Source organism: Streptomyces sp. B21-105 (assembly GCF_036898465.1).
Taxonomy (GTDB): Bacteria; Actinomycetota; Actinomycetes; order Streptomycetales; family Streptomycetaceae; genus Streptomyces.
This window is the reverse complement of sequence record NZ_JARUMJ010000001.1, coordinates 4,981,052-4,994,366: the sequence shown is the minus strand read 5'-3', so window position 1 is coordinate 4,994,366 and position 13,315 is coordinate 4,981,052. Positions and strand designations below refer to the sequence as shown.

General features: G+C 70.8%; 12 protein-coding genes. 7 read left to right on the top strand and 5 right to left on the bottom strand.

Annotated elements, in window-relative coordinates; all coding sequences use genetic code 11:
- Window positions 1-705, top strand: a complete 705-nt coding sequence (locus tag QA802_RS22575; protein ID WP_334525688.1) for a 2'-5' RNA ligase family protein — start codon at window positions 1-3, stop codon at window positions 703-705.
- On the opposite strand, the gene QA802_RS22570 is transcribed toward QA802_RS22575, so the two are convergent.
- On the bottom strand, window positions 601-1,089 hold the full coding sequence (locus QA802_RS22570) for an ATP-binding protein (protein WP_334525686.1): 489 nt from the start codon (window positions 1,087-1,089) through the stop codon (window positions 601-603). The genes QA802_RS22575 and QA802_RS22570 overlap by 105 nt on opposite strands.
- 268 nt (window positions 1,090-1,357) lie before the next feature.
- Between QA802_RS22570 and QA802_RS22565 the strand changes: the two genes are divergently transcribed.
- From QA802_RS22565 to fxlM, 6 genes are all read left to right on the top strand, one after another.
- Entirely contained in the window at window positions 1,358-1,765 is a 408-nt protein-coding gene (locus QA802_RS22565; protein WP_334525683.1) for a hypothetical protein, read from the top strand.
- The gene (locus tag QA802_RS22560) at window positions 1,765-1,941 is read left to right on the top strand and encodes a hypothetical protein (protein WP_334525680.1); all 177 of its coding nucleotides are present in this window, start codon (window positions 1,765-1,767) and stop codon (window positions 1,939-1,941) included. The genes QA802_RS22565 and QA802_RS22560 overlap by 1 nt, the downstream gene beginning before the upstream one ends.
- A 187-nt stretch (window positions 1,942-2,128) precedes the next feature.
- Entirely contained in the window at window positions 2,129-2,332 is a 204-nt protein-coding gene (locus QA802_RS22555) for an FxLD family lanthipeptide (protein WP_334525677.1), read from the top strand.
- Between the two features lie 79 nt (window positions 2,333-2,411).
- On the top strand, window positions 2,412-5,462 hold the full coding sequence (locus QA802_RS22550) for a lantibiotic dehydratase (RefSeq protein WP_334525674.1): 3,051 nt from the start codon (window positions 2,412-2,414) through the stop codon (window positions 5,460-5,462).
- Entirely contained in the window at window positions 5,462-6,637 is a 1,176-nt protein-coding gene (locus QA802_RS22545; RefSeq protein WP_334525671.1) for a lanthionine synthetase C family protein, read from the top strand. The genes QA802_RS22550 and QA802_RS22545 overlap by 1 nt, the downstream gene beginning before the upstream one ends.
- A gap of 88 nt (window positions 6,638-6,725) precedes the next feature.
- Complete coding sequence (gene fxlM, locus QA802_RS22540) at window positions 6,726-7,949, top strand: methyltransferase, FxLD system (protein WP_334525668.1); 1,224 nt, start codon at window positions 6,726-6,728, stop codon at window positions 7,947-7,949.
- A 470-nt stretch (window positions 7,950-8,419) separates the two neighbouring features.
- On the opposite strand, the gene haaN is transcribed toward fxlM, so the two are convergent.
- From haaN to haaT, 4 genes are all read right to left on the bottom strand, one after another.
- A complete protein-coding gene (haaN, locus tag QA802_RS22535; RefSeq protein WP_334525665.1) occupies window positions 8,420-8,899 on the bottom strand; it encodes a cyclophane-containing RiPP N-acetyltransferase HaaN in 480 nt (159 codons plus the stop codon).
- A gap of 92 nt (window positions 8,900-8,991) precedes the next feature.
- Complete coding sequence (locus QA802_RS22530; RefSeq protein ID WP_334525662.1) at window positions 8,992-10,161, bottom strand: FxsB family cyclophane-forming radical SAM/SPASM peptide maturase; 1,170 nt, start codon at window positions 10,159-10,161, stop codon at window positions 8,992-8,994.
- Between the two features lie 13 nt (window positions 10,162-10,174).
- A complete protein-coding gene (gene haaA / locus QA802_RS22525) occupies window positions 10,175-10,378 on the bottom strand; it encodes a HaaA family cyclophane-containing RiPP peptide (RefSeq protein ID WP_334525659.1) in 204 nt (67 codons plus the stop codon).
- A 139-nt stretch (window positions 10,379-10,517) separates the two neighbouring features.
- Window positions 10,518-13,274 carry a cyclophane-containing RiPP biosynthesis TPR protein HaaT gene (haaT, locus tag QA802_RS22520; RefSeq protein WP_334525656.1) on the bottom strand — a complete coding sequence of 919 codons (2,757 nt, stop codon included), beginning with the start codon at window positions 13,272-13,274 and terminating at the stop codon, window positions 10,518-10,520.
- Window positions 13,275-13,315: the final 41 nt, after the last annotated feature.

Here is a 13,315-nt window from a genome sequence, read left to right as displayed (position 1 = left end):
GTGCCCCTGCTCAGCGCCGATCCCGCCGCGTTCCCCGCCGAGCCTCCGGCCGACACGCATGATCCGGCGGTCACCGCTGCCCACGACTGGGCGGCGTTCAGCGCACTCGACGAGATGACCGACCACTGGGCACGCCCCGGCTGGTCGGACGGCAGCCGGGCGTACTACTGGATGCTGACCTTCCCGGATGATCAGCGGCTGGCGACTCTCGCCGGGCACTGCCAGGAGGAGCTGGCACCCCTCGGCCTCGACCCGGTGCCGGCGGACGGATTGCACATCACCCTCGCCCGAGTGGGAACGCCGGGCGTCGTCACCGCGGGCCAGCTGGACAGCCTGGCGCGGGACGCCGAGGCGTTGCTGCCCTCCGCGTTCTCCGTACGCGCCATGCCGCTGGCCGGCTCCCGCGGCGCCGTCCGCCTGTCCCTCGGCCCCTGGGAACCCCTGCTCCGGCTGCACCACGCGCTGGCCGAAGCAGGGAGCAGCGTCGGTCTGGCCCCGAAGAAGCCGACGTCCGCATTCCGGCCGCACCTGAGCCTCGCGTACAACAACTGCCGGCGCCCCGCCGCGCCCGTTGTGGAGACGGTCTCAGGGCTTCGCGCTCTACCGGCTGTCGAACTCTCCGTGTCCGCCGTCCAGTTGGTGGAACTCCGCCGTGAGGGGCGGACGTACCGCTGGGATGTGCGGAGGAACGTCGCGCTCGGGTAGCCCGCTGGCGTCCAGGGCGAGAATTACGACCACTTCCTTGCCGATCGCGGTCGGCCGGGCGGACCACGCGGACGCCAACTCCCCGACGAGCAGCAGTCCGAGACCACTGCCCGTCAACTCCTTCACCGACTCCTCCGCGGAGCGTGCCCGGACCCTGGAGACATCCCGTCCCGCGTCATGGACCCGCAGTACCGCCACGTCCCGGTAGACCTCCACACACAGGCAGTCCGGTCCGCCGGCCGTGTGCCTGAGGGCGTTGCCCACGAGCTCCGAGGCGATCAGAACGGCGTCGTCGACCCGCTCCGGCGCGGCACGTCCCTCGAGGAACTCTCGTACGTGTCTGCGCGCGAGGCCCGAAGGCTCGGGGCAATCGGCCAGCTTCACCCAATGACGCCGTGCTGGCGTCCGCCTGCAGAGGCGCTCTTCGTCCACCGCGTCCATCGCCGCTTCTCGTTTCCGCTTGGTACTGGACCGATCAGCCTCGCCACGCCTGAGCCGCGGCGGTACGCCGCGGCTCCGCCTCTTCGCGCGCCGCCGGACGGCGGACGAACGGCGTGCTGACGGCGTACCGCCGCCGACCGCACCCGGCGAGGCTCTTCGTCGAGGCGCCGGTCCTTGGCGTCTCGGCTCACCTGGCTGGAGGTAACGCGGAATGAGCGGCAGTGCGAGGCAGACCGCACCACACGAGGTGCCCCCGGGCACGCACCTGGTGTTGTACGCCTGCCTGCCCGCGTCGCTCGGTGAGGTCGCCGACCACAGCGTGGCCAGCGCACGGCGGTACGTGGCCGATGCCGGCTGGGAGGCGGTCGAGACGTACGTCGACCGGGCGGCACCGTTCGAGAGCCGCGCCCTGTGTGAGGGCTGGCACAACGCTTTGGCCGCGGTTGAGCAGGGGAGGGCGGCCGGGATCGTCACCCCTCTGCTCGTGATGCTGGGCCATCTGGAGGAGGACAGGGCGAACCTCGCTGCCTGGCAGGCTCGGACCGGGGCGCTGATCACGACGCCGTGGGCGGTCGTCGACGCCGCCGACTCCACGGACCTCCGGCGGTCGGCGGCGTGATGACCACTATGCGGCAGGGGTTTCTCCGGCAGCTGCTGGGCCAGGTCGGATGGGTGCTGCGGCATCCGGCGAAGTACGTCGGCCGGTTCGGCTTCGGCGCCTTCCAGGTGCTCCTCCTGCCCGTCCTGGTGACCGGCACCACTTTGACCATGCTCTACACGGGCCAGCTCCTGTAGCTCCGGCCCGTGTCCTCGGCTCCCCTCTCCGGATGCTCCGAATCCATTTCCCCCACGGAATCCGGTCAGTCCGGAGAGGGGTCGCACCGCAGGGTGCGAACGCAGGACCTGGCCGCGCGGCGATGCCACGCGCCGGCCGGGCAGCACGACGAACCGTTCGGATCCTTCCGACAGAAGAGGAAGTGCCATGACCGTCACCACGCTCAGCCCGATCACGAAGACCACCACCGAGTCGTCCACCGCGACGGCCGTCCCCGAGGTGCCCGCCGACCCGTTCGACATCGACCTGACCATCGTCACGGAGGTCGACGCCGACCTGCTTCCCAAGGCGTGCGGCACCGGTGACGGGTGCAAGCCGTCCTGCGCCTCGTCCTGCACGAGCGCCGTCTGACGGCGCTCGTGCACGGGGTCGGGGGCGCTGCCGCTCCCGACCCCGCCCGTTCACAGCACTGATGGCGGAGGCACTGGAAATGGGAAGCGACGGAAAGCTCTACCAGCACACAGGCGTGGCCCTGCTCCGGGCCGCCGCGATGCCGTTGACGGATCTCCCGGGATGGTGGCCCGATCCGTCCGACACGGAGGCGTGCGGCAGGTGGCTGAAGCAGGTGTGGGCCGACGTGCGGTTCGCCGACGCGGTCCGGCAGGCGAGTGGCGATCTCGCCACGCGCGTCGACGCGATCTGCGCCGGACAGTCGGCACGCCCCAAGCAGGTCCGGCGCGCCGCCATGGCCACCGTCCGCTACGTGCTGCGCGCCGCCGGGCGACCGACTCCGTTCGGCCTCTTCGCAGGAGTGGCCCCGGTCAGCGTGGGCTCCACGCCGTACACGAGGTGGGGAGACGCGCACCGGGCCGTGGCGCGGGTAGACACCGAGTGGCTGGACGACGTCATCGTCCGTCTGGAGGGGTGCCCCGACCTGCTGGAGCGCCTGGACGTGGTCCTGAACAACTTGGCGGTGCGTCGCGGCGGACGCCTGCACGTCCCGCACGGCGGACCGATGGGCGCCACCGTCCGGCGCACCAGCGCGGTCCGTGTGATCGAGGGCCTCGCACGTCGGCCGGTCCGCTTCGCCGCCCTCGCCGAGCTGTTGGCCGCCTCCTTTGCCCGAACCAAGCCGAAGGCCATCGGCGCACTGCTCGGCGCGTTGGTACGCGAGAAGTTCCTGATCACCAGCCTGCGGGCGCCAATGACCGACAGCGATCCGCTCTCCCACCTGATCGAGCGGCTGCACGGCGCTGACGCGGGCACGGTCCCCGAAGTCGCACAGGTTCTGCACGAGCTCGAAGCGGTGCAACGCGCCGTACACGAGCACAACCGACTGCCTGCGAACCGCCAGGAGCCGCAACGGCAGGCGTTGACAGCGCAGTTGCGTCGGCTCTCCGAAGCGGGCCGAAGCCCTCTGGCTGTCGATCTGCTGCTGGACGCGGAGGCGCGCATCCCCGAGAGCGTCGCGCAGGAGATGGAGAGGGCGGCCGATGTGCTGCTGCGGTTGACGCGTCGGCCGACGGGCCAGGGCGTGTGGAAGGAGTACCAGGTCGCGTTCTGGGAGCGGTACGGCACCGGCACGCTCGTGCCTGTCAAGGAGGTCGTCGACCCGGCGGCCGGGCTCGGCTACCCGGCCGAGTACCCCGGCAGCCGCATGACCGCGCCGCCACCGGCGCTCTCCGAGCGTGACGAGCGGCTACTGGCACTGGCCTGGCAGACACTGGCCGACGGCAGCGGGGAGATCGTCCTCACCGACGACCTGATCGACCACCTGGCCGACGACGAGCCGACCGGGCAGGCGGCACCGCCCCACGTGGAGATGTGCGCGCGCCTGCACGCCGACAGCCTGTCCGCCCTGGAACGCGGGAACTTCACGCTTACGGTGACACCGGCCCGCTCCGCGGGAACGCTCACCTCCCGGTTCACTCCGGTCGCCACCGGCACGGGACTGGACGAGATCTACCGCCAAGTCCCCGCGGGCGTCGAGAACGCGCTGACCGCGCAGCTGTCCTTCCCGCCGCTGTACCCGCACACAGAGAACGTCGCCCGCGTCCCCGCGTATCTCCCGCACGTGATCCCGTTGGGCGAGCACCGCGGCCCCGACGACAACGATCCGACGTTCATCGACGTCGACGACCTCGCGGTCACGGCCACGCACACCCGCCTCTACCTGGTCAGCATCTCCCGCCGCCGCGTGGTAGACCCGCAGGTCTTCCACGCCATGGCCCTGGACAAGCAACCCCCGCCCCTGGCCCGGTTCCTCGCTCACTTGACCCGCGCCTTCGGCCCCGCCTGGACCGGCTTCGACTGGGGGCCGCATGGCGCACGGCTGCCGTTCCTGCCGCGCGTGCGCCACGGGCGCGTGATCCTCTCTCCCAGCCGCTGGAACCTGACCGCCGAGGCGCTGCCGGGCCGTGGTGCGGACGCACGGGAGTGGGCGGACGCCCTCGGCCGGTGGCGGAAACTGTGGCACTGCCACGGGGCCGTCGAGCTGCGGGAGGACGACCGGACACGGCGGCTGCAGCTCGACGTGCCAGCCCACGCCGTAATCCTGCGCGCCCACCTGGACCGGGAAGGCCAAGCCGTGCTCACCGAGGCGCCGCCCGAGGAGAGCTACGGCTGGATCGGCGGCCACGTCCACGAGATCGCCCTGCCGATGACCAGCACCCGCCCGCCGGCCCCCGACCCGCTCTCCGGCTTCCTGCCCGTTCTCACCAACGGCACCCTCGGACCCGTACCGGGGGCGGCGCAGGCACCCTGGCTGAACGCCAAGATCTACACCCACCCCGACCAGTTCGAGGAGCTGATCGGCACCCACCTCGCGCGGCTCGTGGTCCAGCTGCCGGACGCACCCGAGTGGTGGTTTGTCCGCTACCGCACCCCGCACGACCTCGACCACCTGCGCCTGCGCATCCGCACCCGCAGCCCCGGGCAGCACACCGCCTACACCGAGCTGGTCGCCCGATGGGCCACCGGACTATGCCGCGAGGGACTCACCAGCAGGCTCGTGTTCGACACGTACACCCCGGAGATCGGCCGCTACGGCCCCGCCGCCGCCCTGCGGGGTGCCGAGGCGGTGTTCACGGCCGACTCGGCCTACGCCCTCGCCGCCCTGCAGGGCCTGGGAGCCGACCCCATCGACGGACGCGCGCTGGTGGCGGTCGGCATGGTGGACATCGCCTGCGCCCTGCTGGGCCCCGACGAGGGCATGCGATGGCTGACGAACCGCCCCGCGCCTCCCGCCCATGTCGAGCGAGGCGTCAGCGACCAAGCCATCGACCTCGTTCGCCGCACGACGCCTCGCGCCCGCGGCTGGGGCGACGCGCTCGCCCAGGCTTGGCACCGCCGCGCCGTGGCCCTGGCGCTGTACTGCGAGCGCATCGCCGAGAGCATGGACCTCGACTCCGTCCTGGAGTCTCTCCTCCACATGCACCACAACCGCCTGCGCGGCCTGGACCGAGAGGACGAGAGGATCTGCCGACACCTGGCGCGTCAGTCCGCCGTCGCGTGGGCCGCCTGGCCGGGAGAGAGCCGCTGATGAACAACGACGCACTGCCGACACCCACCAGGCCCGGCTGGGGACAGTCGCTGTACTCCGGCGCGGCGGGAGTCGCACTGCTGCATGCCGTCAGGGCCCGCGCCGACGATGAAGACCGGGACGCGCTCCGGCCGTGGGCCGCCGCCATGGTCAAGGGCCCGATCCAGGCCACCCCCGAAGCATGCGGACTGTACGAGGGCGCCGCAGCCGTTGCCTACGTCCTCAGCTTCTCGCACACGAACACCGCCGCACGCGCCCTGGCGACCCTGGACAGACACGTCGCCGACGTCACGCGCCACCGCCTCGGGCAGGCACACGCCCGCATCGACCGCAGCGCGCTGCCCACGATGGGCGAGTACGACCTCATCAGCGGACTGACCGGGCTGGGCGCGTACCACCTGCACCGCGGCCACAAGACGGAACTGCGAGACACCCTCGCCTACCTGGTGCGACTGACCGAACCGATCACCCTCGACGCGCAACCCCTGCCCGGCTGGTGGACCAGCGACAGCCCCGATCTGCGCCCATCGCCACGATGGCCCGGCGGACACGGCAACCTCGGCCTCGCCCACGGCATCGCCGGACCGCTCGCGCTGCTGGCCACGGCCCTGCGCCACGGCCACACGGTGTCAGGACAGACGCAGGCCATCACCCGGATCTGCGACTGGCTCGACCACTGGCGCACCGGTACCGGCTCGTACACCTGGTGGCCGGGCCTGATCACCCGAGACGAACACCGACGCGGCAAGCTCCAGAGCCCAGGACCGGCACGCCCGTCCTGGTGCTACGGCACCCCCGGCATCGCCCGCGCCCAACAACTCGCCGGCATTGCCCTCGGCGACCGCGACCGGCAACACCAGGCCGAACAAGCCCTCGCCGGATGTCTGGCTGACGACCGGCAGCTCGCCCAGCTCACCGACGCGTCCCTCTGCCACGGCTGGGCGGGACTCATACAGACCGTCTCCCGTGCCGCCGCCGACGCCATCGACGACGAACTCGCGGCGCGTCTGCCCGACCTGCACGCCCGGCTCGACGAGCACCTGGACCAGAGCGGACTACCGCACGGAGCCGGTCTCATGGACGGCACGGCAGGCATCCACCTGGTCCGTCTCACCGCCCCCGTCAACACGGCGCTCACCGTTCCCTGGGACCGCTGCATGCTCCTCGCGGGATGACGTCGCGAACCGCACCCCGCCCACCAGAGCACATGAGTACGATCTGCCCTCGCCGTACGCACGGCCGGGCACCTTCCGAAAGGACGCGATGAACACGGACACCGGCGCCTCTCCCGAGGACCTGCGCAACCGCCTGGTCGACGCCATCCTGAAACAGGACCCCTCCGGCCTCCGCGACGCACGCGTCGAGACCGCCATGCGGACCGTACCCCGCCACGCCTTCCTCCCAGACGCGCCCCTCCAGGAGGCGTACGCCAACAAGAGCGTGACGATCAAGGAGAACCCCGACGAGGACGCACTCCCGCTGAGCTGCGCCTCCCAGCCCGACGTCGTGCACTTCATGCTGGTCCAACTCGCAGTCCGTGAAGGCGACAACGTCTTCGAGATCGGGGCCGGCACCGGCTACAACGCCGCCCTGCTCAAACACCTCGCCGGACCGTCGGGACACGTCACCACGTGCGACATCGACCCCGACGTGACGGCCTACGCCCGCCGCATGCTGGACGCGAACGGATGCGACGACGTTCGCGTGGTCACCAGGGACGGTGCCCTCGGCGCCGAGGAGTTCAGCCCCTACGACCGCATGATCGCCGCCGTCGGCATGTGGGACCTTCCCGGAGCCTGGTGGGACCAGCTCGCCGTCGGCGGACGCCTCGTGGTCCCTCTGCGATGGCGCGGGCTGTCGCGGTCCGTGGCGTTCCGACGCGAGAAGGACCGGATGACGTCCGACTCCGTGAAGATGTGTGGCTTCCTCCCGGTGATCGGCCAGGACGGAGAGCGGAACGACTACATCGACGACGACCGGCTCGTCAGGCTCTACTGGGACGAGGACCAACCCATCGCCCCAGAACTCCTGCGCGACGCCCTCACCCAGCCGAAATCGGTCGTCTGGACCGACACGACGGTCGGCCCCGTCGAGTCCTTCGACGGCGTCTGGCTTCGCCTGAGCGCCACAGAGCGAGCGACCTGCCGTATCACAGCGAAACCTGCGGCGATGGAGGCCGACCTTCACCGCCCCGCCTCACCCGCCCTGAGCCCCGCCCTTGTCGAGGGCGACTCGATCGCGTACCTCACCGTGGAGCGCACCGCCGAAGACCCGGCTGCCGAACCCCGGTTCCGACTCGGAGCCGTCGGTTATGGCCCGGCCGGCGCCGATCTCGCCGAGCGGATCTGCGCACAGATCCGCGCCTGGAGCCCGGCCAGAACCGTCGAACCCTCGATCACCGCCTACCCCGCGGACACACCGGACAACGGCCTCCCCCACGGAGCTGTGATCGACCGGCCCTCCGTGCGGCTCGTCATCACCTACTGACGCAGGCGGGCGCGGCCGTAGGCAGTCACGGCCGCGCCACCGACACGAGACGAAACGGGATCAGCGCGGCAGCGGAGCGCTGTGATCAGCCCTGCGCGAGGTTCAACTCGCAGTCGGTGCACCGCCGTACGGCCCGTCGGCTCGGGTTGCCCGCGGTGGCAGTCGCCGGAGAAGCAGTGCTCAACCGCTCCCAAAGCCCAGGTGGAGGATTCGTGATCCACCCCCACCGCGGCGACCGTACGTCGTCCTCGGTCATGTGGTCGCACCAGCCGGGCCTGTGCGCGCACCGAGCCGGGGAGATCAGGATCGTGTCATCCGGGTGAGTACGCCAGTCCCTCTTCACGAACGTGCCTACGGAACGCGTGGGCGCCAAGGCGGACGAGCCCGGCGGACATTCGCATCCGAGCCCGATGACGATCCTGCTGCCGCACTCCTCGCAGCGCTCTACTTCCACTGGTCTTGTACCACCCTCACGCGGTGCCGGAGTCGACCCGGTAAACAATCTTCCCCTCGGACTCGGCGAACCCGCGCGACTCGTAGAAGGCCCGTGCGCCTGGGTTGTCGCGGTCAGCCATCCATTCCATCCGGCTGCACCCGGGGCGCGCGGCGGCCAAAGCGCGGAGTTCGTCCATGAGGCGAGCTCCGATGCCCTGCCGACGCAGGGTGTCGCGGACGTAGAGCTCCTTCAGGAACAGGGAGTGCGAGGAGCCGGCGGCCGGCCAGAGGAAGGAATAGGCGGCGAGGCCAACGATGTCCCCGGTCTCGTCCTCGACGAGCAGGGCGGAGGCCAGCGGTGGCACGCCGAAGAGGGCTTCTTCCACTTGGAGGCGGCGCTCCTCGATCGGCTGGATATCTGTGTCGGTCGCCCCGTAGAACCGCTCGATATCCTCGATCAGCTCGGCCATGGCCGGGACGTCCCGCTTCTCTGCGGGACGGATCGTCACGGTCATCGGTGCCTCCTGTCCTTCCTCGATTGCTTCGGTCGCTGCTGCACTCGTTCGTTCCAACGCGTGATCCCCTCCTGGCGGTACGGCACACGCGTCTACGGCGACGAGGCGGCCTGCGCACACGGGTTCCAGCCGTGCTGCCGCAGGGAGCCCTGGACGTGTCGGATGAGGTACTCCAGGTCCGCGCAGTAGACAGACGGGTTCCGATAGCCCTGGGCTTCGCTGAAGCGGTGTGGGAGGTAGCCACCGCCGCACACGTCCACGAGTGGGCAGGCGCGGCACTGCTCGGCGAGCGCTTCCTTGCCGTGCTGCCGGTGCAGCAGCTTCGGATGGGACAGAGCTTCGTCGACGGAGTGGCGGAGGACGTCGAGGCCGAGCCAGGTGGCACCCTCCTCGACCGACCGCAGGGTGTCCACGGCCTCGATGGAGCCGTCGGACTCGATCACGACGCTCGTGGGCGGGGCCAGGCCGAGCGTCTCCACCGAGCCGCGCACGCCAGAGCTGAGGGCCACGATGTCCTCCAGCATCCGGACGCTGTGCCGGTACTCGGGCCGGGCGAGCCAGGCGTCGTACACCCTGCTCATCCACAGCCCGTACTCGGGCACGCTCGGGTCGGAGCGGTGCGGCGGGTCGTCGTGGGTCGCGTGCGGCAGGCCGAAGTCGATCACGGGCGGTTCGAACGCCGCCAGGTAGTCGTGGACCTCCACGGGGTCGTTGGCCAGGTCCACGACGGCGAGCAGCCCCGCGAACAGGTGTGGCCGCGACCGCAGGAGTTCGATGCCGCGCACGGCGGAGGCGGCGCTCGACCGCCCAGTGTGGGTCAGCCGGTGCCGGTCATTCGCAGGTGGCGGCCCGTCGAGGCTGACGCCGACCGCGACCTCGTACCGCTCGAAGAGGTCCAGCCACGCACCGGACAGAAGAGTCCCGTTGGTCTGGAGCTCGAAGAGGACCCGGGTCCCCGTCGGCGCCTCCTCCCGGACGGCCTCCAACAGACCGGCCATGTGCCCGACGCCGACGAGAAGCGGCTCCCCGCCGTGCAGGACGACGTGGATGGTCCGAAGGCGGTGTGCGGACGCGTGCTCACCGATCCGCCGGGCCGCAGCCCGGGCCACAGCAAGGTCCATTCGGGCGGGCAGGCGCCGCGCCGCCTGGTCCTTGGAGTTGAAGACGAAGCAGTAGTCGCAGTCGATGTTGCAGCGGTTGGCGACCTTGAGGATGAACGTCTGAAAAGGTACGGGGCCTTCGGGTTCTTCGGGTTCTGTCATCGAGCGGACGTGCTCACAGCGGCCAGGGCCAGATGAGCGAGGCCGCGTGGGCACCGTCACCGACCCGGCTCGTCGCGCCCTCCTCGGCCTCCAGCCGCTGCCGGACGCGGGCGGCCACGTGGTCCAGGACGGCGGTGCCGGCCACCGTCGGCTCCGTGGACGCCGGGCCGACGGGCGTGATGGTGCGTGGCTCGGTGACGGACGTGGGTGACGGCATCCAACGCTCCTCGTGAGGTACGTGCCGGAGGTGGCACGGTGCGACGGGGTTGAAGCGACAGATCAGCCGGAAACGTAGCATCCTCAACCACCCACCTGGCACAGGAAATTCGGCCACATGGTCGGCGTCAGTCGGACCGCTACACCAGCAACCGTTCGATGTCGTCCACGGACGCGCTCACTCCCAACCGCCGGTACACGGTCACGGCGGCTCGCAGCGAGCCCACGCCGTGACCAGGCCCGTCAATCGTCCAGTCGCAGCGGCCGATGCCCTCCAGTGCCCGCGCCTCCTCCAGCGGGCACTGGATGTCCCGTGCAAGCGTGAGCGCCTGATCGAAGTGCCGACGGGCGGCCGTCGGTTCATCGGAGGTGAACAACAGCATCCCCCAGTGGTTCAGTACCTCTGCCTCGCCGCACCGGTCGTCCAGGCCCCGAAGGATCTCCAAACCGCGTTGGAACGCCTCGGTCGCGCCGTCGCGCTCACCGACGATGCCGCGCGCCACGCCCAGCTCGCTCAGCGAGGCGGCCTCACCTCCGCGGCTGCCGAGTTCGCGGTAGGCGTCCAGCGCCTCCTCCAGAAGCCGGATGGCCGCTGTCGCATCCCCGGAAATGCGGTCCACGACGCCAAGGTGACGGACGCTGGTCGCGTGGCCGAACCGTTCACCGAGCTCGGTGAAGTGCGTCAGGGCCTGGCTGTGTGCCGTCCGCGCTGCCTCGATGTCTCCGGTCAGCCGTCGGATGACGCCCAACTCGTTCAGTGCGTAAGCCTGGTGCACACGGTCGTCCAGCTCCAGGTAGATGTCGAACGCTTCCTGGTGATGCCGCGCGGCGATGTCGTACGCGCCCATGAGGCAGTGCACGACGCCCAGGTCTCGCAGGGAGTTCGCTTCCCCGTACCGGTCGCCGAGTTCTCGGTAGATCGTCAGGGCCTCGCTCTGCGCCTCCACTGCCGCGTCGAACCGGCTCATCTGCCGGTGCGTCATCCCGAGATCGGCGAGCGCGTTCGCTTGTCCGAGCCGGTATCCCAGCTCACGGTAGAGGGCGAGGGCCTCGGTCTGGGCGCGGGCCGCGTCCTCGTTGTCCGCGGTCAGGTACCAGACGATGCCGAGCTGGTTTAGAGCTTCCGCCTTGCCGCGCCGTTCGTCGACCGCTTCGTACGCCGTCACCGCGTCGTTGAGGGCCTCGATCGCCTGTGGGTAGGCAGCCATGAAACGGCGTACGACGCCGAGTTCGGCGAGAGCGTCGCCCCGGGCCCTCTGGTCGCCGGTATGGCGGGCGGCCTCGGCGGCGGTCCGATGGAGCCCAACGGCCTGGTCCCAGGGGCCGGCCTGGCGCAGGAAGGGCGCCATGGCGGCGGCGAGCCGGACCACGAGGTCGTACAGGGCGAGGCCGTTCGCCCGTCGGACGCAGGCCAGGATATTGGCCCGCTCGGTCTCCAGCCAGCTCAACGCGTCCGCCCGCGACTCCAGGGGCGGAGTCTCCACCCGCGAGGCGCCGTCCGGCGCCGGTGGCACTACGGCACCACTGCGCCCGATGTGCCCGTTCACGACAGTGAGAGCGGCCAGGTAGTAGGCGCACACACGCTGTACGGCCTGTGCGTGGTCCATGCTGTCCCCCTCGGCGGCGAGACCGCGAGCGTAGTCCCGCAGGAGATCGTGCAGCCGGTAGCGACTCCCCGGTTGTTCGTCGATCAGGTGGTCGTCGTAGAGCGCCTCGAGGTGCAGACGGGCCGCTACGACCGAGACGTCACCCAGAGCCGCACCGACGTGCGGGTCGAGATCGGTGCCGGGGAAGAACCCGAGCCGCCGGAAGAAGCGCTGCCGCTCCGGCGCGAGATCCCGATAGGAGAGATCGAACGTCGCGGTGACGGCGCGCTCCCCGGCGCGCAGCTCTCCCAGGCGGTCCCGCGCCGCCAGCAGCCGCCCGCGCAGGTCCTCGGCGCTCCAGGACGGATGGTGCCGCAGCCGTGCCGCGAGCAGCGATACCCCCAGCGGCAGACACCCGCACAGCCGCACCAACGGGTCCACCACATCCCGGCCGAGAGCGTCGGCCGGTCGCCCACTGAGCCGTACGAAGAGGTCGACAGCGTGATCCGGCGGCAGTGCGTCCACCGACATGACCACCTCCTCGTTCGCCACCAGCCGCTTGCGGCTGGTCACCAACACCAGGCACCCGCTCCCACCGGGGAGCAGCGGCTCCAGCTGCCGGTAACTGGCCGCGTTGTCGAGAATCAGCAGCGCCTTCTTGTCCGCGAACCTGCTCCGCCACATGGCGGCCCGGGCCTCCGTGACCGCTCCGACGTCATCACCGACGGGAATCTGCTGCGTCGGCACGCCGGCGGCCGCGAGAAGCGAGGCGAGCGCCTCGCCGGCCTGTACCGGAGTACGCCCCGGCGTGTGTCCGTTGAGATTCACGAAGAGCTGTCCGTCGGGGAACCGCTCCGAGAGCAGGTGGCCGGCGTGCACGGCGAAGGTGGTCTTCCCGACGCCGGGCATGCCGTCGATCACGTGAACGGGCAGCCCCTCGCCGCGCTCCTGTGAGGCCCGCACCGAGCCCACCAGCCGCTCCAGCTCCGCGGCACGGTCGGTGAACGCGGCGGTGTCGCGCGGCAACGAACGCAGCACCTGGGCTGCCCCCGGCGGCCCCGTTCCATCCTCCGGTCGCCCCGGAGGGGTGGGAGGCCGAGTCTCGGAGAGTCCGGCGAGCAGGGCCGTCAGCCCCGCCATCGTCACGCCCAGCACGACGAACGAGAACCAGGCGTGCTCCTGTAACCACCCAAGCCAGCCGGGCCACCGCGACTCATCGGACACGGCGTTCGTGACGAGCCCGACCAGCATGGTGGTCACAGCGCCGCCTCCAGCGACGACGGCGATCGCGATCCCGCGCCGGAGTCTCATACAGAGGCCCCAGCAGCCGAGGGAGCGGCCGATTCCCCCCT